This window comes from Psychrobacter sp. AOP22-C1-C5 (assembly GCF_052378885.1).
In the GTDB taxonomy this organism is placed as follows: Bacteria; Pseudomonadota; Gammaproteobacteria; order Pseudomonadales; family Moraxellaceae; genus Psychrobacter.
The window spans coordinates 233,626-255,064 of sequence record NZ_JBQSYC010000005.1; the positions used below are offsets into that span (position 1 = coordinate 233,626).

General features: G+C 43.7%; 22 protein-coding genes. 16 read left to right on the forward strand and 6 right to left on the reverse strand.

Going from position 1 to position 21,439, the window contains the following annotated elements:
* Positions 1-147: 147 nt before the first annotated feature.
* From madL to ACT3TH_RS09295, 11 genes are all read left to right on the forward strand, one after another.
* Positions 148-552, forward strand: a complete 405-nt coding sequence (madL, locus tag ACT3TH_RS09245; protein WP_062844874.1) for a malonate transporter subunit MadL — start codon at positions 148-150, stop codon at positions 550-552.
* 74 nt (positions 553-626) lie between these two features.
* Positions 627-1,385, forward strand: a complete 759-nt coding sequence (madM, locus tag ACT3TH_RS09250) for a malonate transporter subunit MadM (RefSeq protein ID WP_444755560.1) — start codon at positions 627-629, stop codon at positions 1,383-1,385.
* A 36-nt stretch (positions 1,386-1,421) separates the two neighbouring features.
* Positions 1,422-3,077: a malonate decarboxylase subunit alpha gene (gene mdcA / locus ACT3TH_RS09255; protein ID WP_444755561.1), complete on the forward strand. Its 1,656-nt coding sequence runs from the start codon at positions 1,422-1,424 to the stop codon at positions 3,075-3,077.
* A gap of 43 nt (positions 3,078-3,120) precedes the next feature.
* A complete protein-coding gene (mdcC, locus tag ACT3TH_RS09260) occupies positions 3,121-3,438 on the forward strand; it encodes a malonate decarboxylase acyl carrier protein (RefSeq protein ID WP_444755562.1) in 318 nt (105 codons plus the stop codon).
* Entirely contained in the window at positions 3,431-4,363 is a 933-nt protein-coding gene (locus ACT3TH_RS09265) for a biotin-independent malonate decarboxylase subunit beta (protein WP_444755563.1), read from the forward strand. The genes mdcC and ACT3TH_RS09265 overlap by 8 nt, the downstream gene beginning before the upstream one ends.
* Positions 4,364-4,367: 4 nt before the next feature.
* Complete coding sequence (gene mdcE / locus ACT3TH_RS09270; RefSeq protein WP_444755564.1) at positions 4,368-5,084, forward strand: biotin-independent malonate decarboxylase subunit gamma; 717 nt, start codon at positions 4,368-4,370, stop codon at positions 5,082-5,084.
* A gap of 226 nt (positions 5,085-5,310) precedes the next feature.
* The gene (gene mdcG, locus ACT3TH_RS09275; protein WP_444755565.1) at positions 5,311-6,015 is read left to right on the forward strand and encodes a malonate decarboxylase holo-[acyl-carrier-protein] synthase; all 705 of its coding nucleotides are present in this window, start codon (positions 5,311-5,313) and stop codon (positions 6,013-6,015) included.
* Positions 5,966-6,853, forward strand: coding sequence for a triphosphoribosyl-dephospho-CoA synthase MdcB (gene mdcB, locus ACT3TH_RS09280; RefSeq protein ID WP_444755566.1), 888 nt, complete (start codon positions 5,966-5,968; stop codon positions 6,851-6,853). Before mdcG ends, mdcB begins: the two co-directional genes overlap by 50 nt.
* A complete protein-coding gene (gene mdcH, locus ACT3TH_RS09285; protein ID WP_444755567.1) occupies positions 6,831-7,748 on the forward strand; it encodes a malonate decarboxylase subunit epsilon in 918 nt (305 codons plus the stop codon). Before mdcB ends, mdcH begins: the two co-directional genes overlap by 23 nt.
* Before the next feature lie 38 nt (positions 7,749-7,786).
* Positions 7,787-8,593: a sulfite exporter TauE/SafE family protein gene (locus ACT3TH_RS09290; RefSeq protein ID WP_444755568.1), complete on the forward strand. Its 807-nt coding sequence runs from the start codon at positions 7,787-7,789 to the stop codon at positions 8,591-8,593.
* A gap of 168 nt (positions 8,594-8,761) precedes the next feature.
* Positions 8,762-9,415: a glutathione S-transferase gene (locus tag ACT3TH_RS09295; RefSeq protein WP_444755583.1), complete on the forward strand. Its 654-nt coding sequence runs from the start codon at positions 8,762-8,764 to the stop codon at positions 9,413-9,415.
* Positions 9,416-9,571: 156 nt separating this feature from the next.
* Here the strand turns inward: ACT3TH_RS09295 and ACT3TH_RS09300 are convergent, their stop codons facing one another.
* Genes ACT3TH_RS09300 through otsB form a run of 6 tightly spaced genes read right to left on the reverse strand, consistent with a single transcriptional unit; the run spans position 9,572 to position 15,570 of the window.
* Positions 9,572-10,243, reverse strand: a complete 672-nt coding sequence (locus ACT3TH_RS09300; RefSeq protein ID WP_444755569.1) for a glycosyltransferase — start codon at positions 10,241-10,243, stop codon at positions 9,572-9,574.
* 44 nt (positions 10,244-10,287) lie between these two features.
* Positions 10,288-11,058: a class I SAM-dependent DNA methyltransferase gene (locus ACT3TH_RS09305; RefSeq protein ID WP_444755570.1), complete on the reverse strand. Its 771-nt coding sequence runs from the start codon at positions 11,056-11,058 to the stop codon at positions 10,288-10,290.
* Positions 11,042-11,908, reverse strand: coding sequence for a PIG-L deacetylase family protein (locus ACT3TH_RS09310; protein WP_444755571.1), 867 nt, complete (start codon positions 11,906-11,908; stop codon positions 11,042-11,044). The genes ACT3TH_RS09305 and ACT3TH_RS09310 overlap by 17 nt, the downstream gene beginning before the upstream one ends.
* Complete coding sequence (locus ACT3TH_RS09315) at positions 11,896-12,999, reverse strand: acyl-CoA dehydrogenase (protein WP_444755572.1); 1,104 nt, start codon at positions 12,997-12,999, stop codon at positions 11,896-11,898. The genes ACT3TH_RS09310 and ACT3TH_RS09315 overlap by 13 nt, the downstream gene beginning before the upstream one ends.
* Before the next feature lie 19 nt (positions 13,000-13,018).
* Positions 13,019-14,653: an alpha,alpha-trehalose-phosphate synthase (UDP-forming) gene (locus ACT3TH_RS09320; protein WP_444755573.1), complete on the reverse strand. Its 1,635-nt coding sequence runs from the start codon at positions 14,651-14,653 to the stop codon at positions 13,019-13,021.
* Positions 14,650-15,570, reverse strand: a complete 921-nt coding sequence (gene otsB, locus ACT3TH_RS09325) for a trehalose-phosphatase (protein ID WP_444755574.1) — start codon at positions 15,568-15,570, stop codon at positions 14,650-14,652. The genes ACT3TH_RS09320 and otsB overlap by 4 nt, the downstream gene beginning before the upstream one ends.
* Before the next feature lie 574 nt (positions 15,571-16,144).
* On the opposite strand from otsB, the gene ACT3TH_RS09330 reads away from it, so the two are divergent.
* The 5 genes from ACT3TH_RS09330 to ACT3TH_RS09350 all read left to right on the forward strand — a co-directional run bounded on the left by ACT3TH_RS09330 (position 16,145) and on the right by ACT3TH_RS09350 (position 21,288).
* The gene (locus ACT3TH_RS09330) at positions 16,145-16,867 is read left to right on the forward strand and encodes a DarT1-associated NADAR antitoxin family protein (protein ID WP_444755575.1); all 723 of its coding nucleotides are present in this window, start codon (positions 16,145-16,147) and stop codon (positions 16,865-16,867) included.
* Between the two features lie 225 nt (positions 16,868-17,092).
* Complete coding sequence (locus tag ACT3TH_RS09335) at positions 17,093-17,797, forward strand: hypothetical protein (protein ID WP_444755576.1); 705 nt, start codon at positions 17,093-17,095, stop codon at positions 17,795-17,797.
* Positions 17,798-18,079: 282 nt separating this feature from the next.
* Complete coding sequence (rluF, locus tag ACT3TH_RS09340) at positions 18,080-19,078, forward strand: 23S rRNA pseudouridine(2604) synthase RluF (protein WP_444755577.1); 999 nt, start codon at positions 18,080-18,082, stop codon at positions 19,076-19,078.
* A 501-nt stretch (positions 19,079-19,579) separates the two neighbouring features.
* Complete coding sequence (locus tag ACT3TH_RS09345) at positions 19,580-20,008, forward strand: DUF2231 domain-containing protein (protein ID WP_444755578.1); 429 nt, start codon at positions 19,580-19,582, stop codon at positions 20,006-20,008.
* Positions 20,005-21,288, forward strand: coding sequence for a PQQ-dependent sugar dehydrogenase (locus tag ACT3TH_RS09350; protein ID WP_444755579.1), 1,284 nt, complete (start codon positions 20,005-20,007; stop codon positions 21,286-21,288). Before ACT3TH_RS09345 ends, ACT3TH_RS09350 begins: the two co-directional genes overlap by 4 nt.
* Positions 21,289-21,439 lie beyond the last annotated feature (151 nt).

The following is a 21,439-nucleotide window of genomic DNA, read 5'->3' on the forward strand; positions in this document are numbered from 1 at the left end:
AACGGACAAGTTTTACCAAGATTTGTGACGTTACAGGAATAAAAGACCGTTTTTACCTCTGCTTGCCGCTCGCTTTTATCTAATGCGACCTCTATCTCAAACGGACTGTTGATAGAGACTCTGCAACTATAATCAAGGACGATTATTATGATCATATATGGCACTGCTTTATTAGCAGTTAGTTATCTTCTCGGCGTTTTTCTTGGTGGACTGTTAGGAAAGTTATTAGGCGTTGATGCCAATATTGGTGGTGTCGCTATCGCAATGATTCTACTCATTGTTGGTAAAGAGATGCTTGCCAAAAGAGGCTACCTTCCTAAGGCGACTCAATTCGGTGTTCTATATTGGGCAGGGATGTATATCCCTATCGTTGTTGCTATGGCGGCTGGTCAAAACGTGGTCGCTGCACTATCTGGTGGAATGGTAGCGGCAGTTGTCTCTGTTATTGCGCTTATTGCAACTATCTTTGTCGTACGCTTACTCAATAATATCGGAAATGATTACGATACCTTTACTTGGGATGAGACTGACGAACCTCGTGAACAATTATGAGTGTTTCATCAGTATTATTGTCATGTCATAAGAGAACTAAAACCACTAATTTAATAGCGCAATGGAGTAATTAAATGGACTTAATTATAGAGACGCTCACTAAAAATGCCTTTGTTACGGCGCTTGCAATCACAGGTCTTGTGATGCTTTTCTCCCAATTACTATCAAAGTACCTCACTAACAATAAACTGCAAGCCTCTGCTATTGCCATTACGCTTGGGTTAGTTGCCGCCTACTTTGCTGGTTTATATACTGGTGGCGAAAAGGGTATCTCTGATATAGCAATTTTTTCTGGTTTTGCTCTGTTAGGGGGGTCGATGCTTCGTGATCTTGCTATCTCATCAACGGCTTTTGAAGTCGATGTAAAAGAGATAAAAAAAGCTGGAAAAATTGGTATTGTTGCCTTGATATTAGGTTGCGTCATACCATTTGTGGTAGGGGCTGGTGTCGCATGGTCTTTAGGGTATAAAGATGCTGTCTCTATGACCACCATTGGTGCAGGTGCAATGACATATATCGTAGGACCTATTACAGGGACGGCAATTGGAGCAAGCTCTGATGTGATTGCTTTATCTATTGCCATTGGTTTGATCAAGGCCGTATTTTTTATGATTGCAACACCGCTGCTTGCTCGATTTATGTATCTCAAAAGCCCTCGCTCAGCCATGATTTTTGGTGGTTTAGTAGGAACTACTAGTGGCGTGGCAGCTGGATTGGCGGGTACAGATGTGAGGCTTGTGCCATATGGTGCTTTGGTCGCTACTTTTTATACAGGTCTAGGTGCTTTATTAGGACCGTCTATATTCTTTTTAACGCTAAATGTCTTTTTTTGATAAACAGATTTTTGATAAATAGAAAGAGGGAATCTTATGAACGCGAATACGAACGAAAGCATATGGGACACACAGAAAACCAAACGGCTGGCCAAGATAAATGCTGCCACCAATAAGGGATTAGAAAAAATCGTCCCAAATGACAGAGTGGTTGAGCTGCTCGAAACCGTCATCGCTCGTGAAGATAGAGTCTGTATAGAAGGCAATAATCAAAAACAAGCTGACTTTTTGTCTGAGAGCCTGTCTCAATGCAACCCTGACGTCTTGAACGATTTGCATATTTTACAATCAGTATTGGCATTACCAAGCCACATTGACATCTTTGAAAAAGGGATTGCGAGTAAAGTCGATTTTTCTTTTGCAGGCCCGCAAGCTCTACGCTTGGCAAAACTGGTGCAAAAACAACAAATCCATATTGGCTCGATACATACTTACCTTGAATTATACGGTCGGTACTTTATCGATTTAACCCCAAATGTGTGTTTGATTACCGCACACTCTGCCGATGCTGATGGCAATTTATATACGGGACCAAATACCGAAGACACGCCAGCGATTGTAGAGGCGACCGCCTTTAAGAGCGGTATTGTGATTGCTCAGGTTAATGAGTTGGTAGACAGCATTCCTCGCGTTGATATTCCCGCAGATTGGGTCGACTTTGTGATTGTGGCCCCAAAGCCCAATTATATTGAGCCACTGTTCACGCGTGACCCAGCGCAAATCACCGACGTACAGATATTGATGGCGATGATGGTCATTAAAGGTATTTATGCCCCTTATCAGATCAAGCGTTTGAATCACGGTATTGGTTTTAATACAGCGGCCATTGAGCTTTTATTGCCCACGTACGCAGAAGAATTAAATCTTAAAGGCAAGATATGTACGAATTGGGCGCTTAATCCGCATCCTACGATGATTCCTGCTATCGAGAGTGGCTTTGTTGAAAGCATCCATAGTTTTGGCTCAGAAGTGGGCATGGATGATTATATCGAAAAGCGTCCTGACATTTTCTTCACGGGTAGTGATGGCAGCATGCGTTCTAACCGAGCATTTAGTCAAACGGCAGGGTTGTACGCTTGTGACTTATTTATTGGTTCAACCTTACAAATTGATTTACAAGGCAATAGCTCAACCGCGACCGTAGATCGCATTGCAGGATTTGGCGGCGCGCCCAACATGGGCTCAGACCCTCATGGACGCAGACACTCCAGTTACGGTTATCTAAAAGCAGGTCAAGAAGCGACCGATGGACGCGTGATTAAAGGTCGTAAATTAGTGGTGCAGTTGGTCGAAACGTTCCGCGAAAACATGAATCCTGTGTTTGTCGAAGAGCTTGATGCGTGGCAATTGCAAGAAAAAATGGGCAGTGATTTTCCGCCTATTATGATTTATGGCGACGATGTGACGCACATTGTGACTGAAGAAGGCATCGCCAATTTATTGCTGTGCCGCACACCAGAAGAGCGAGAGCAAGCCATTCGTGGCGTCGCAGGTTATACCGCCATCGGTATGGAGCGCGATCACGAAAAGGTAAAAGAGCTACGCAAGCGCGGCATTATTCAGCGTCCAGAGGACTTGGGCATCGACATCTCAAAAGCGAATAGAGACTTATTGGCCGCAAAATCGGTCAAAGATCTAGTCAGATGGTCCAACGGCACTTATGCGCCGCCAAGTCGTTTTAGAAACTGGTAACAAGGTTTTAAAAAAGAATAATAGCACTGATAAGGATACAACCATGAACATACTTAATTATACATTTAGCTCGCAGCCTGTCGATATGGCAACAAAAGACGTCATTTGCGGCGTGGTTGGTTCGGGCAACTTAGAGATATTGGTCTCGGCTTTAGACGACAGCGAACACAGCAAGTTTATCATCAACACCTCAGTGACTGGTTTTGACCATATTTGGGAAGCGGTCATAAAAGAATTTGTAGATCGTTACGCTGTAGGCGGCTTACAGTTTGATATCAACGACATGGGTGCCACCCCTGCGGTCGTGAGTTTGCGCCTAAGCCAAGCAATTAATATTTTAGAGGGCGAAGCACATGAATGATTTAAACAAAAAGCATTTAAACGAAGAGCACTCAGAAAAAGAGCATTCAAACATTCAAAAGAGTTTCTACGAAAAGACTGCTCGCAATCGTATCAATAGTATCGTAGATAAAAACAGCTTTTCAGAAATTCTCAAACCCGGAAGCATGCCGACCAGTCCCAATCTTGCCTCATTAGACATCACGGGCAGCTTTGATGATGGTGTGATCATTGGTAAAGCCAAAATCAAAGAAGACGCTGTTTATATCATCGCGCAAGAAGGGCGATTTATGGGTGGCGCGGTGGGCGAGATGCATGGCGCAAAAATCGTGGGCATGCTACTCAAAGCGCTTGAAGAAAAGCCAAAAGCAGTAGTGTTCTTTGTAGATTCAGGTGGCGTGCGTTTGCATGAAGCCAATGCTGGTCTCATCACCATATCTGAAATCATGAGAGCGATGCTCAAGGTGCGTAATGCTGGCATACCTATCGTTACGGTCATTGGCGGTACAAACGGTGCATTTGGCGGTATGGGTATCTCTTCATGTTTAAGCACGCACATTATTATGACAGAAGAAGGTCGATTGGCGCTGTCAGGACCAGAGGTGATTGAAACCCTCAAAGGCGTGGAAGAGTTTGATTCTAAAGACAGAGCCTTGGTATGGCGAGTGACGGGCGGCAAAACCCGCTATCTGCTAGGTCACGTCCAAGTGTTGGTAGAAGATGATATCGATGAAATCACACAAGCCATTGTGGAAGGCATTCAGTTGCCTGTTGACACGGTTGATTTAGAATACCTACAAAATCAGCAAGCTGGCTTACAGCAACAATATGATCAGTGGTTTGGTGAAAAAGACAGCATTGCCATTTGGGAAGGTATGGGTATTAAAGAGCCTGAATCCATTTCTATGCTGAGTGCCAAGCAAGTCAGAGCAATCAAACAAGGATAATATCATGCAAACTGAAACTATTTTAGCCGAGTTATTTCCCAATCAACTTGAGTATCATATCGACAATTGGGTCATCAGAGGCAGCGCACAGACTAGCGTAGGTAAGGTTGAAATCATCGGAACAGTGGATTCTGCCGCCATCAATCAAGCGATAGCAATTACACTTGCCGATGCCGTACTTGATGTCATCGCTCAAGGTAAAAAAACGCCCGTCGTCTTTATCGTTGATACGCAAGGACAGGACTCGTCACGAGCGGATGAACTGCTTTCTTTAAACAGAACGTTTGCGCATCTGGCCGCTTGTGTCGATTTGCTCAGACGTAGCGAGCACCCCAATTTGGCAATTATCTTGGGAGAGGCGGTGAGTGGTGGGTTCTTATCTTACGGTCTGATGGCAAACCAAATCTTTGCGCTGCAATCTAGCCAAGTCAAAGTCATGGATCTAAACGCCATGTCGAGAGTGACCAAAATACCACTGGAGAAGCTTCAGTCTTTATCACAGACGTCAGCGATCTTTGCACCAGGGGTAGAAAACTTCTACAAAATGGGCGCAGTTGATGACATTTGGGTCGATTTGAATGAGCATCTGGTAGAAAACGTGATTGAGGCACAGCAAACCCATCTTAATGACTTTTTGACAGACAATCGCCGTAAGATTGCCAAAGAAAGAGACGGCCGATTGTTATGTAATGAAGTGGTGGATGCAGTTTTAAGTGCTTAAATTGATTCGTTCATAATAAAGATTCTATGGATATAGTCGAGCCATTTTAAAAAGAGTCCGGTTCTACTGGGATAAATTTTGCGTAGCCTCTGTCACGCTTGCGAACAGCCAGCAAGGAAAATTTATACCAGTAGAACGTGATGGCTGTCTATACCATTTTTATGTTGGATTAACTATATATCATCAGATAGGCAGATAAATAAACGAAAACAGATAGGTGGTTTGCATGCATCGTCATGACTTGGTCTACTTACAACCAACAGACGCATTTACGCTGCTAAATGCCTCTGTGCCTTCATCAGTTATTCAGGCGGTTGACAAGATGATTGAAGCCAAGCAGTCCTTTACCGTCTGTCGTCAGAGCACCTCTTATATATCAAAAGTGGCGACAAGCCATATAGAAAACCACTGCAAATATAGACTGGCGCTGGAGTTAGCTGCGCCTCCTAAAGTCATTACTTCACCGTTGGCGCTTGAAACGTTGATACTCAGTCTGCCAAGCAATATTCAAAAACAGACGCAAGCTTTTGTCACCCAGTGTCGTGATTTACGCGCTGATGTCTACGCTTATGGATCCTTTGCCAATCAGTATTTTACGCGCTTGCCTTTTGTGACGCCTACTTCAGACTTAGATATTTTAATCGTTGTTCATGAAATGGACAAATTGTCCGAAATTTTAGTAGCGATCGAAGCGTTTAAACAGTTTGCTATGGCTAAAGTGGGTCTAAGGCTGGATGGCGAAGTCAGATTACATGGGTATAAAGACGTGTCATTTAACGAGCTGATTCATGCCTTGATATCGGACATACCGACCGTGGTCGTCAAAACATTGACTGACGTTGAACTACAAACAATGGATGTATTATTAGGATGGAAACCCTATGAGTGTGAACGATTTATTGACGCCCGCAAGCGAAGCCTTATTCTCTAAAGAAGCTATTTGGCAGCAAATCGATGATTTTGCGCTGGATGCGTTGTACGACGAATTAAACCTTGAAAACAAGCCCGGTCTGGTTTGTCCCTCAGGCAACGGTAGTCATACAGATATGAATTATGATACGTTTATCGACAGTATCACTTCGCTAAGAGGATATTTTGCGGCGCTTAGCGCTTTTGGCTATGACGACAGAGACTTCGACGACATAAAAAAGGCGGGGATTGATCAAGAAATAAAAATGCACCACGCCACGAATAATATCAATACGCATAAAGGGGCGATTTTTAATCTAGGTTTTGCCAGTGCCGCTATTGGTCAATGTGTTCAAAGGGGTCAATCTTTAACCACACAACATATCTGCGCACAAATCATAGAAAGCTGGCAGTATGACCTAACCCATCGCCTTGAGCGCAAAGCGGACAGTCATGGTCAGCAAATGTACAAAAAGTATGGGGTGACAGGTGCGATTGAGATGGTGGCAACGGGTTTTCAAATCATTCAAAACCTAGCATTGCCGTGTTTTTATGAGACGCTCCATCGCACGCAAGACTTTGAAAAAGCCACCATGCAGACCTTAATGACGCTAATCGCAACATTATCAGACACCAATCTTGTGTGGCGCGGTGGCATGACCGATCTAAAAAATGCTCAAATGATGGCAAAACAGTTCTTACAGGCAGGTGGTGTGCATCAATCAAACTGGCGTCAAGCCGTCAGAATGATCAATCGCTATTTCATTCACCGTAATCTGAGTCCAGGCGGTAGTGCAGACTTGCTAGCGGTTACGATTTTCTTTTATAAGGTCGAAAATGAATTTAATCCTTCTGTTTAGTGGGCAAGGTTTACAAAGTGGGCGTCACGTAGAAGAGGTGTTGAATGGCATCAGCGATGATGAGCAAGCCTTGCTAAAAACGGTGGTACCAGAGCTGTTTGCGAATGATGACGAGGATGTTTTTGATGAGACAATGTTCAACAATAAAGTTGCGCAGCCCTTCATTTATGCATTGCAATACCACCGCTGGCAACAGCTTCGCTCTTTAATTGACAAACCAAGTGCCTTTGCAGGCTACTCTTTGGGCGAGATCAATGCGTTTTGTTGTAGCGCGCAGTTGGATTTTGAGGCAGGATTACATTTGGTTCATAAGCGAGCCACGCTTATGGAGGACGAGGTCTCGGAGTCTAGTGGGTTGCTTTCCGTGCAGGGGTTACACGGTAGTGAGCTTGAAAATCTGCTCTTGGACACGGACACGCACTTATCTATTAAAATTGGAGAGGATCAATTTATTATTGGTGGACATAGGGACAACTTGATTCAGGCTGAGCAATTGGCACAGACATTGGGCGCGCGCAGTACCAAATTGCTCAAAGTATCTGTTCCTTCGCATACTGCATTGATGCAAGCCGCCGCCCAAAAATTCCGAACATATACTGACTCAATGACCGCGCCGGTAATGCAAATCCCTATTATTAGTGCGACTGAGGGTATAAAATACTACCGCGCCAAGCAAGGGCTGAGTATTCTCTCGGGTCAAATCGATCATCCGTTAGATTGGTATGCTTGTATGGAAACCATTCAAGAGTATCAGCCCAGCATGATTATTGAGATAGGCCCTGGTAATGCACTTTCTAAAATGATTAATAATTTGATGCCTCATCTACCTTGCCGAAGTTGGGATGACTTTCGTCATATCGATGGCTTACTAGAGTGGATAGCCAAAAACAGATAAAAATAAGCATAAAAACACAAGCAAAAAAGGCAAATTTAATGTTGTTATACGTGTGGTTCGTTATTGCAGGAGCGTTTGCAGGGGTTTGCGCAGGATTGTTTGGTGTGGGCGGCGGTATGGTCATCGTACCAGTGCTGGTATGGATTTTCACTGCTTATAACTTCCCGCCGGAAGTGGTTACGCATTTGGCTGTTGGCACCTCACTTGCTACTATTATCGTGACCTCAATCAGCTCTTTGACTGCGCACAATAAGCGTGGCGGTGTACGCTGGGATATTTGGCGTAATATGGCACTGGGTTTGGTCATTGGTAGTTTGATCGGTGCAGGGGTTGCTGACTCAATTGATGGCGATTCTTTACAAGCCATTATCGGGGTTGGTGCGCTATTGATCGCTCTAAAAATGCTGTTCTTCTCGAATAAAGAGTATATAGACAAACCGTTAACGCCGCCCAGCGTTCAGTTTGGCGCGGGTACTGGTATCGGGTTGGCGTCATCTATCTTTGGTATTGGCGGCGGAAGCTTGACTGTCCCGTTTTTGAATTGGGCGGGTCTGTCCATGAAGCAATCGGTAGGAACCGCCGCGGCTTGCGGCTTGCCTATTGCCGCTGCTGGTGCAGTGGGCTTTGCGTGGTTTGGCAAAGATATCGCCAATCTACCAGAAGGCACGATTGGTTTTGTGCATGTCACAGGGTTTTTATGTATTTCTGTCGCAAGCTTTATCACAGCAAAAATTGGTGCTAAGCTTGCCCATCAGCTACCTGCTTTGATGTTAAAACGCGCCTTTGGCATATTGCTCTTATTTGCTGGTAGTCAATTACTACTGAGCGGAATTGGTGTACTTTAAATTTTTTTTATCACAATTTATGCAGCTTTCAGCCATTTCATGAGCTGCATTTTTTTACCGGTTTGGTACAACTAAGACCAACCATCAAAACTCAGTAGCATTAGTCAAGTATTAGCAATATTGTTATCAGCGACTACTGGCCAACTGATCTCGATTTAACTGCGAAAGATATCTAGGACATCTTCTTACCCTCTTTTATACTCGTTTCGTCGTTGCCCTTATGCCATGCGCGCGCGTCTCGGCCTTTTGTTTGCAGGCGTGTCTGTAGAGCTACGCGAAATCGTCTTAAAAAACAAGCCGCCTCAAATGCTGGCGATTAGTCCAAAAGGTACAGTGCCTGTCTTACAGCTGATGGATGGTACTGTGATTGAAGAAAGCCGAGAGATACCGGTATGGGCGCTTGAGCAAAACGATCCGCAAGGACTGTTGAATGCAAAAGTTTTACCTGAGGCCCATGCGTTGATTGCACAAAACGATGGCGAGTTTAAGCATTGGCTTGATCGTTATAAATACGCTGATCGCCACCTTGAAATGACTCAAACCGAATATCGAGAGCAAGGCGAAGTTTTTTTGCAAGTTTTAGAGAGTTTACTGAGCAAAAATCGCTATCTACTAGGTGAGAGCATAACCATTGCTGATATTGGCATTATGCCGTTTGTGCGGCAGTTCGCTCACGTAGATCGGGAAGTGTTTTATGATCTACCTTATCCAAAGCTACAGCAGTGGTTACAGGAATGGTTGGATCATCCCTTATTTTTGCAAGCCATGACCAAGTTTGCGCCTTGGCAGGAAGGGGATGAGCTGGTTGTTTTTTCTGCTTAATATTGGTGAGTTAATTGTGAAGCCGCTTAAATGGTATTGAAAAGAACTAACAACCTCTACCATGTCAAGGTAACGCTCTAAGTGATCTACCATAATCAGACCAAAGGATTATGAGTCATCTGCTCTTTCTAAAACCCCAAATAAAGCCTTAAATCACTACAAGTTGCTTTTCTCCAAATTTGCTAAAAATGCAGAAAAGCCTTCATTCGCTCTCGCATCCAAACGACTACTGGTAATCACACGGACTTGATTGCTCCAAGTGATGGCATAGCCTTGGTCTTCAACTTTTTTGACCAGATCTACATCTTCATGACAAGGCAAGGGAGAAAAGCCGCCAACAGCAAGATAGGCCTCACTACTAAAACTTAAATTGGCTCCATGAATATGTCGATGGCCCATTCTATCTTGATAATGAGCAATGTAATCTTCCTGCGTTTTTGGCGTCAAATGTGCCCAATTATCAACACTGACCACGCCGCAAATCATATCGGTGGGTTGCTGCGCTATATGATTGACTTGCTGGACTAGCCAATCTGTCGTCACGACTGAATCTGCATCGGTACAGGCAATCCACGCCGCGCCCTGTGCAATCGCATGACGAATGCCCATATCTCGCACTTTTCCCACGCAGCGATACTCACATTGGATATAATCCGCACCTGCGGCTTTGACCTTTGCCAACGTATCATCAGTGCAATCATCAAGTACCACAAGCGGATAGGCGGTAATATCTTCGGGCAATTGATCAATGGCTTTTTGCACCGCCACTAAGCAACTGGCAATCGTCAATGCTTCATTATGAGCAGGAATCACAATACCAATTTTCATAGCAGATACGTTCCTTTCATTACTTTGCTAACGGTTATATCTCGTCATACTAAGTTTTCTTGCTCTGCTATCGATGCTGAGGTATGTTGCCAAATGTCCAATAAAAAATCAGTATCTATCAGCTTACTCTGATGAGTAAAGGCTGGTTGATGTTCTGCATTAGACTCGTTAGCCGACCCATTGAACGCTTGATGCAATCGCTGATGTACCGTCTCGCCTGTCATGTCAAAACCATCAATCGGATAGCGCCAATGACAACATATCAGTGTGCCGTTGATGGCGAGGTTCTGCTTGATCCAAGCAATCACCTTATCAATATCTTTGGGTGATAAGTAATATAAAATCTCACTAATGACAATTAAATCAAAAGGCGGATTATTGGCGAGCCTATCATCATCTGATAACGATTCCTCTGATAAAGGATAAGCACTTAGCAATGTGTCTTTTAAAGTCAGCAAGCTACTTGGAATAATACCTTGTATGACCTTAACGTGAGATAACCCTTCCAATCGCTGCTTGGCAAGTTGTACCGCATTATTATTGCCATCTATACTGACCAAGTCCTGACAACGGCGGGCAAGCAACTCACTGAACACGCCGTTACCGCAGCCCAATTCAATGGCATTGCCGTATTGAGCTTGAGGCAGCACGGCCAGACACATATCCCGTTTGCGCTTCTCATACCAGCGCGTCTGATACTCCCACGGGTCAGTGTTGTCACTGTATAACGCATCAAAATAAGTCTCTGAATAGGTGTCAGAGTGAGCGTCAGTATCGGTATGGATAGGTATAGTAGACTTAACGGAGTGATTCATATAAATAAACTTCCCAGAGCTGGCTAATTCTAGCGATGGTTTGAGCCGATAAAATAGGCGGATTGCCTGTGCTTTCATCAACCGTAGTTTGGCTTGCAAAGCAGTCAATTGCTTGAGTTTTACGTGCTAATTGTTCAGCGCTCAAATCTAACCTAACCGCCGAGTCCCAAGGAATGCGGTCATCAGCAGGATTAGCCCAATGCCACGCCCATATCAATACTTGATAACAGTCTAGGTTATGCTGCTTGGCAAATGAGGCAATTACTTGACCTGTTGCCTCATGGTCAGGGTGACCGTCACGCATAAAAGGCGTCACCAGTATATCGTCAGGCTGAATAATAGTGGCCAGTTTTTCATTGAACTGATCTTGCTCGGCAAACACGTCGCCATCAGGCAAATCTAAAGCAATAATCTTAACCTGATGCTCTATACCCAATACTTTTAAGGCTGCTAAGCTTTCTTGTGGACGAATCACATCAAGCGTTTTCGGCGGATAAATCTGCGAATCTGGGTGGCTTTGTGTACCATTGGTCACGTGAACGAGTAGGATAGGGTTGCCATTTTCAGCCAGTTGTTGCAGCATACCGCCGCAGCCTAAGATTTCATCATCTGGGTGCGGCGCAAAGATGCACACACGCTGGTGCGGTAAAAAGCGCTTGGCGATATTCAATCGAGGTAACGCTTGTAGTCCTTGCCAATTTTGCCAAGCGTCCTGACTGGTGCCATCGCCTTCGATCACGCGGTCACCAACAATGGGATGATTGTGTTCTGGTATTACAGCTTGGTCTATTGAAGTATTTACGTTAGGGTTTACAGTATTATCAAAGTGACTAGAGTTTACAGTTGCCATATATTTTCCTGAAGAGTGGTTGATTCGCCAGCTAAAGCGCTCGATAGCTCACCGATTTTTTGTAGATCAAATGCGCCATGGCTTTGACGGATAAAGACAGGCAAATCTGCTGACAATCTCGCAAAGTGGGGATTGCGGCAAAATGGTGCTGCGCCCAGCGCTTGTCCAACTGCGTCTATGACTTGACGCGCCAACTGTTCGACGTTTGCTCTTAATTGACGAATGGCAAGCTCATGGCTTTGATTTGGTTGGCTGTCTATCAAGTGTGCGACCTGATAAAAGTACTGCTGCGTAACCGAAAGTGAGGTACTAATTTCACCCAAATACATGGCTTTATAATCGTTCGGTTTTTGCTGATACGCCTTTATCAAATACGCAGCTAAGCAGGTTGTTGCGCCATACCAGCAAGCGGCAACGCCTGCCGCTCCATGCCAAAATCCCACACGTTCTAAATACGCGTTTGCATCACCAACATTGCTGGCTGCTACTTGATGAAATTGTACAGTGGCAGTATCAGTGCCTTGCATACCGACGGCTTGCCATTCACTATTATCAATATCAATCCCAGCTTGCCTCATATCTACCACAAGTAGCTGTGAGCGCCCATTTTGATCTCGATAAGTCATCAGCCCATGGTCAACGATATTTGCACCCGAACACCAAGATTTTGAACCACTGATTTTGCCTTGCTCATACTGTATAGGCGAAGGATGACCCTCTGCTGCCCAAACTGCCCACAGTCCTTGTACGGCCTTATCATAGCCAACTTCATGCAAAATACTGAGGGCGTCTAAGTGCGACTCAAACCATTTTACAATCGTCAAATCAATACTCGACACATAGGCCAAAATTTGCCAACGAGTCAAGGTGCTCGTATTCGTTTCCCCATCATCGGTACTACTATCAACATCAGTGCCGCTGGCAGGATGAGGGACTTGATTGCTATAGTTGACTAAGATATTTAATATTTTATGTCGCAATTCATTAGTCATAACCAGCGTATTTAGCGTTTGACCATCGGCGATAAACACGTCTTCTATAGCGCTTTTTATATTTTGTAATAAAGCGTTTTTTGTCTCAAGTAGTAACATACGCGTCTCCTATTTATTCTTATGAGTCAGACATTTGGATTGAGTCTGGGTATTCACTATTGGTGTGATAGCTTTTGTTGTCATATAAGTCATCTAAAAAATCTTGCTGCCAGACGTGCAAATTATCCTGCTGTAATCCTTTTAATAAAATCTGATAACGACGTTTTCGCTCTACCAGTGGCATCTCCAAAGCTGTCTTTAGGCCCTGCATGATGCTACTAGGTTGGTGGGGATCGACAATCACGGCCGCTTGCATTTGCTCTGCCGCCCCTGCATAACAGGATAATACCAATACACCCGGATTATCAGGATTTTGGGCCGCAACATATTCTTTGGCAACGAGGTTCATGCCATCTTTGAGTGAATTTACCCAGCCGACATCGCTCTGCCAAAACGCTGTCATCAACGTTTGATGATCTAATACTTTTTCGCTATACGTAATGGCTTCCCAATGCGCTTTATCAGTATTAGACTCGCTTTTGTTGGCTACAAAGGTATCCAGTGTCTCCTCATTGACAGAAAACTGCTGATTAATATCATTTACGACTTGTCTGACATCGTCATGAAGTTGCTTATAAACAGGTAAGTCCAAGCGGCTGGGGCAGGCAACTTGTAGCAATTTTAATTGATTTTGATACATCGGATATTGCTGTAAAAACGCACGGTAAGCCGAAAACCGCTCTGGTAACCCTTTGGAGTAATCGATTCTATCGACCGCAATAATTTGCTGGCTAGCAGGTTTAATGCTGTCTTTTCTTTGAGTATGTTTGGCAGATTTTAAGGATAAATCGAGAACTTGATTTTGAATTCTTGCGACATTGACGCCAATCGGATAGGCATTGATTGTTAAACAGTGCTGAGTAGCGAAGTTCAAATTGAGTGTCAATTGCGCCGCCAATGATTTAGGAGCGTTAAAAGAATGATGCGCTGCACATGAAGCATTGATTAGCGATTCTCTTAAATAATTATGCTCCAAGAAGCGATCTTGCAAATAATACTGAAGGGTAGCAAGACAGCTGGCTTTGTCTCGCTGGGTTTGCGTGCCAAGTACATCGTAATGGGCAAGGTGCTCAATCAACTCAGGGCTTTTATCCAGCTGTTGCCAACATGCCAGCGAGACAAAGGGAATGTGCAAAAAGAGTCCGATACGATTAGTGATGCCTAACTGCCGACAATGATACGCCACACTTAAAAAATGGTAATCATGTACCCAGATAACATCATCGGGTCGGAGGATTTTTTTTAATTGTCGAGCAAAAAGAGCATTGACTGTTTGATAGCCTGCGTAATCCTCTGGCGCTTGCTGAATAAGATCAGTTTGTTCATGCATCAGCGGCCACAGCACATTGTTCGCAAATCCACAGTAAAATTGCTGATATTGTTTAGTAGTTAAGGCTGTGGTCATATAAGTAATGGTTGTATCAGCTTGTTGCGTATCAGCGTCTATTAACGCCGTGTGCTTGCTACCGCTAAGTTTATAGCTATCATAGTCAAAGCCGCAATCGTCAATAGTGTCTACAATTTTACTGTTCCAGCCCATCCATACGACAGATTTTCCTATGAGTACATCTTGCAAAGCGACCGCAAGCCCGCCTGCCATCGGGTTACTATCTGGTATTTTCACTCGATTGGATAAGACAAGTAAGCGGCTCATACTAAGCACCTCACTGCTTTGTCTGCGCTAGAGAAACCTGCATCTACAGAGACAGACGATAAAGTGGCACGTGTTTGACAAAAAGTTAAAAAGCTATCAAGCAGCCCACTTACTTCCTCAATACTATGTACATAGTAATGGGCGCAAGTTGGCTCACTGCCCACTTTAATACCCATGCCTGTCATTGTCTTTTCAGGCTTTTCTACTAACTGCTCTTGGGCTTGAATAGCCATAAATCCTGCCTCATCAGTGACGTCATCGCCGATAAAGATCGGACAAAGCGTCTCACTTGCTTGCATTTTTTTTAATAAAGTCAAAATAGCAGCGCCTTTATTTATCCCTTTTGGCACTACCTCGCAAACACATTTACCGCGCTTTACGATCCAATCAGGATAACTTTTTAAAACTTCTGATACGATGTTATCAGCCACATCTGCCAACGTAGGATCTTGCCGATAATGTAAGGCAACAGAGTATGGTTTGTTTTCGATGGTTAAATCAGGATAAGGCGTGCAAGATTGAATAATGAGTTGTTTGATGGTCATCAGCTCAGTGGTATCAATATGGATGACATTTATATCGTCATTGTCGCGGTCTTCGGCATCGTCAAATGCTATTTCTAGTCCATGAGTCGCGGCAATCGGCAATTGTATAGGGGACAGCATCTGCCTTGCTTCTACAAGGCTGCGTCCTGTCACAATGGCAATTTTGACACCATGATTTTGGATTTTTTTTAAGAGAGTTAAGGTTGTATTCGGAACGACGCTGTTTTTTGGATTGAGTGTAAAACCTGCAAGTGTGCCATCTATATCCAAAAACAAGCAGTAGTCTTGCTGATAGGATAGATAATCAGCGAACTTACTTGGCTGAATGTAGGTAGATAGCATATCTATGTTAGGGTTTCTTCCTGAAATCACACTTTTTCCTTTTTAGATAGGGTAGCGTAAATATGAGCCTTAGTTTGATACCTTTAGATCAATTTATAAGAAAACCGACAATAATCAATTAAGCTTGCTAACAAGTCTGCCATAATCCTAATCACACTACGAGAATGAAAGTGTGCAACTTAGCATGAGTTCTGTAACGTATTGAATCTAATTATATTGAATGATTTTAATTGGAGTGAATCTTGACGATATACAATAGCAGGCGATTTGAAGACAAAGAGCGGTTACGGGTTTTAGTAACGAATACTGATTTTTCACTTATTATAATTAAGTAAGGACGACATACAGGAGGTAAAACAAAAGCATTGATTCATCGTAATGATAGAGCCAAAGTTGAAACGATGTTAAGCTTGCAATCCTCAAGTAGGTAGATTGGTTCAATCAAAAGTTTTTGCATAAGGCACTTGGTTATGTGGCGCTATTTGAGTTTGAACCGATATATTTAAATAATGGTTTATTTGAATGCTATTTATGCCAGACTCGTTATGAAAGAACGCTTATACAAGAACATTTATACAAGAAAATCGATATAAGGCACATCGTTATGGAACAAAGACAGAACCCTACAGAACAAACGCAAAACGCTGTGGAACACAGACCTGTATTTATGCCCAGAGTCAACAGTGACAATTTGGTAAAAACGGACATGGTCAGGTTTGAGCGGCATGTAGGGTTTGCAAGCAGACAAAAGAAAAAATCCATCAATGATCTGCATCAAGTCATTCGCAAAAAATATGGGTTCAATCACGTTTTGGAGTTGTCCAGTAAGTCTGGCAATAAATTGAGTTTTTTGCTAAGTCCGTTGAGCTTAAAGATTACTGATGAGTATGACGGCAAGCAGTACAGCGTTGAGAACGCCTTTCAAGCCAGTAAAGTGTTTGAGCACGGCGGCCCATACATCGACTTGCTGACAGCGCCACCAAGACAAGCCAAAAAAGATGAGCGATTGAGTAACTCAGGCGCGCTCATTGGCTATGATTATTTTGGTATGCAGTGGCAGGTAGAGCCATTAACTGTGTTTTATGATTGGCTCTATGTGAATGCTCTAAAACAAAATCCTCAGCTGCATGAAGAGGTGATGCAATATCAAGCCTTTACTGATATTGAGTTCAATCCCAAAAAGTCTATCCAAGCGCCAGCTTATTCATTGGCTTTGTTTGTGGCGCTCAATAAACGAGAATTGCTTGATGAAGTTGACGATCCAATGGCGTTTTTTGACGTATGTAGCGAGTTTAAGGTGAGTAATACCGAGCAGCTTTTAGAATAGCGTTCAAGATTACCGACATCCATACCAACTCGATAAAAGGTTTGGTATCCACACCCTAGTCAGTGCCTAAACCAGTAAACTTGTATGTGTATAACCATATATCTAAAAGTGTTTGATATCTAAAAGCGTCTAGATGAGCGACAATATGCCCATAGATGTTAAGACAGCAATTTTAGGGCGTTATGATATTTAACACAGCTAATTCAAATAAAAGGGCCTTTCCAAATGACCAATAATAACCCGTATAACTTTGTACCGTTGCAGCCCACAGGTAGAAATGAGACTGATACTGCCAATACTTATGCGCCTGAAGATATGATTAAAATATATGAGCAGCAGTTTCTCATTCAAGTACCTGAAGAAAAACTGACAGAGTTTTTACCAGCGTTAAAAGCGTTTTATGACATTGATAATCATACCTTGGATGTCAGTGCCATTATTTTCGATGCAATCGCAGACTCCAGTATTATCTACAATCATAAAATCAAAGTCGGCGACTATCAAATACTAGGCGAATTGATAGAGGAGGCGATTGAATATGATGAAGACAATAAAGATGAAGAAGGTAATAAGGACGAAGAGATTCAAGCCTATACACTAGAATGTAAGCGTACTTTTTTTATTAATGAAGTAGAGATGCCTTATCATTTTAACTTATTCATTTATGGTGATGGGTATTCTACTTTAACCAAAAAAGAAACTTTATTGGAAAAGATGTATTGGTTCGTTAGAGGTAGATTCGAAGAGCATCTATTAGAGGGCTTTGAAGATAATGAGAGTTTGGAATCTATCAATGAGCAGCTGGCCGGCTTGGGTATCCGAGAAATGGATCTGACGACCATAGATGAGATCATAAACTATGTAGAAGACAACATCATAGACGATGCTATGGTCGAAGCACTTAATAAATTATTAGATGATGCTGAATAATATGGATGTTGTCATAAAATAAGTATCGTTAGTAGTGCTTGCTATTAAAAATAAGGGGCTGTCCTAGGTAACGTAATTTAGGGCAGCCCTTTAGCTATTTAACGAAAACAAAATTTGCAGTCAGCAGCGATATCATTGGATATATTTCTGATTTTTTGCGCATCTCTTCTTAAATGGAGACCGAGTTTCCTATATGATGTAAGCAGCTCATGGTTAATGATTCATTCAATTTAGGCTTTTTTCTTAGTCAAAAAGGCTTCTTATCAGGTAAAACGGTGCTTTATGTTCAACACTTCTTCGACTCGTTTAAATAAATACATCAGTGAAAGCGGTATTTGCTCCAGGCGAGACGCTGACCGCTTTATTGAACAAGGCAATGTGTACATCAATGGCAAGCGCGCTTCGGTGGGCGATCAAGTGGTTGCTGGAGATGCGGTCAAAGTCAACGGACAGCTGATTGAGCCACGCGAAGCAGATGATTTTGTTTTTATTGCATTGAATAAGCCAGTGGGCATTGTGAGCACGACGGAAAGCTCTGAGAAAAACAACATTGTTGATTTCGTCAGACACGGGGTACGTATTTTCCCGATTGGCCGTTTGGATAAGGACTCTCAAGGGTTAATCTTTTTGACCAATAATGGCGATCTAGTGAATAAAGTGCTGCGTGCTGGCAATAATCATGAGAAAGAATACTTGGTAACGGTAAATAAGCCGATAACGGATAGTTTTATTGAGGGTTTGGCAGGCGGCGTGCCTATGCTTGGCAAGATGACAAAAAAATGTCCAGTCACCAAGGTTACGCCTACCGTATTTAACATCACGCTAGTACAAGGCTTGAACCGTCAAATCCGCCGTATGTGTGAGCATTTTGGCTACGAAGTGGTGAAGCTTGAGCGTACGCGAATTATGAATGTGAGTCTTAAAGGCCTCCCAGTTGGCGACTGGCGAGATTTAACACCAACAGAGTTGTCTGTACTGCTTAAGGCGGTAGAAGATTCTTCTCCGGATGCCAGTAATCCGGGCAAAAAATCTCGTCATGCCCCACGAAAAAATACACGTACCGATAATTCATCAAAGTCAAAAACGTCCTCAAAACCAAGGGGTGCCGCAAAGGGAAATCCTAAACACTCAAAGGATGGTCCTAAAAAACCAGCGGGTTCTAAAGGGAGTACTGGTCGTCCTTTTGGTGATGGTAAGAAGACAGGGCGCAATGGCAAACCTGCCACAAATGGCAAGCGCCCTTCAAAAGGTCGAGGTTCTCAACGCTCCTCAAAGCCATAGAGTAGTGCATAATGATTAAATGACTGATATGGATTTTCAGAAATGCTGCACATAAAAACCCAAACAATTTACGTTGTTTGGGTTTTTCTTGCCGTTCATACTTATGTCTTTTCTTTATTTGTCCGCTATACAACATGCTCACATATCTTGGATAACCAACTGTTTTTCGCGCGCATATATTTAATGTTTTCTACTCTAAATTCAGAACTGAAGCTCTACATTTTTCTGTTCATTATAATCTCATCATCGAGCTATTAGCTTACCAAGTTTAACTTTACAGCTTCTTCAGAAGCGCTCACTATATCTGGTGCCTATCTAGAAACCAATAAATGGCTGATTTTCAGGAACCAGTTCGAAAGAAGGTCAAAGAGTCCTCTTGGCTTGAATCGGTTTTAAGGTACGTTTTTATTTCGTAGAATTTAAATTCCCTCAAGCGTAGTTCGAACCGATAAAACAATTACGGTCAATCGATCCTCGTTTATCAGCAATAAGAAAACCGCCATGATTCGTGCTGATACTCGACACTCCGGCACCGCGCTGCACCCGTTGCATGCGTTTTTTTTGGCCGGAATGGTGCCTTTGTTTATCGGAGTCTTACTCAACGATTACGCCTATTGGTCCAGCTACGAGCTGCAATGGAAGAACTTCGCTTCTTGGATGCTGATAGGTGCGTTGGTGTTCAACGGCTTAGCTTGGCTAGGCTCAATTTTATCTCTGGTTCGCGCTGATAAGCGTATGGGTAAACCAATTATCTATTTTCTGTTGTTGCTGGCGACCTTTGTGCTGGGTATCTTCAACTCGTTCATTCATGCAAAGGATGTATGGGCTAGCATGCCGACTGGGCTTATTCTATCTGTTATTACTGTCATCTTAGCCTGTATTGCAACTTGGATTGGGCTCGCCAGCTGGCGTGTTGGAGGTGCAAGATGAAACCACTCAATATTTTGTCGATAACTTTAGTCGCTGTTCTTTTAAGTGCATGTGGCGAAAATAATGTAAGCGATGCAGAACAGCTGGGTGCCAATCCGACCTTGCCTGAAGCGCAGCGCGGTCTGATACCGACTTTGAAAATCGCTGAGCCGGCAGGTTGGGGTGATAACCGACCTGTAGTGCCCTCAGGTTATAAAATTGAAGCCATTGCCACTGACCTTCTGATCCCGCGGCAGACGCTGGTCTTGCCAAATGGCGACATTCTAGTGGCTGAGGGTAAGGGCGGTAACGCGCCCAAACTACGTCCTAAGGACATCATTGCAGGTTATTTTAAAGGTAAGGGCACAACTTCGGTCAAAAGCGGTAACCGTCTGACTTTGCTGCGCGACAATAATGGCGACGGCACTTACGAGACACGTACTGTATTCGCCGAGAATTTGAATGCGCCTTACGGTCTTGCACTAATCGGTGATCAACTGTATGTCGCCAATCAGGATGCGGTGGTGCAGTTCGATTATCAGCCTGGCCAGACGACTGCTAGCGGAGCGCCACGCAAACTCACCGACTTGCCTAGCATGGTCAATCATCACTGGACCAAGTCGATGACGGCCAGTCCAGATGGAAACTTCCTATACGTGGGTATTGGTTCCAACAGCAACATTACTGAAAATGGATTGGATGTAGAGGCGGATCGCGCCATGGTTTGGGAGATCGATGCCAAGACTGGCGCTCACAGGCCATACGCAACCGGACTGCGTAATCCAACGGCGTTGGCTATCCTGCCTGGTACTGACCAATTATGGGCAGTCATCAACGAGCGTGATGAGCTCGGTCCACGACTGGTACCCGATTACTTAACCTCGGTGCAAGAGGGTAAGTTTTATGGTTGGCCCTACAGCTACTGGGGACAAAATGTCGATCCGCGAGTTAAGCCGCAGCGCTCCGAAATGGTAGCTGCCGCGATTGCTCCAGATTATAGCTTGGGGTCGCACAAAGCCCCCTTAGGCATAGCGTTCTCAACAGCAACCATGGGCGGTAAGTTCACAGAAGGGGCATTCATTGGTCAGCATGGTAGCTGGAACCGTTCAGACCCAGCAGGTTACGACGTCGTGTTCGTCCCATTTAGCAACGGCAAACCAGCTGGAGACCCGGTTGACTTTGTGACTGGTTTTCAGGGCGAAAATGGCAAGACCTTTGGTCGACCAGTGGATCCAAAAGGAGCACTGATTGTCGCTGATGACCTTTCTAATACTATCTGGCGAGTCACCCCAACTCAGTAAGCGACGTATAGAAACTCCTGCGCGAGTTGCTTTAACCTGCGTAGGAAAACTAAACAAACCCTAAAAATTGCACAAAAAAAAGCCTCACAACTCATAATAAGAGTAGTGAGGCTTTAGTGCTTTTTCAAGCCATATTTGGAGCGGGAAACCC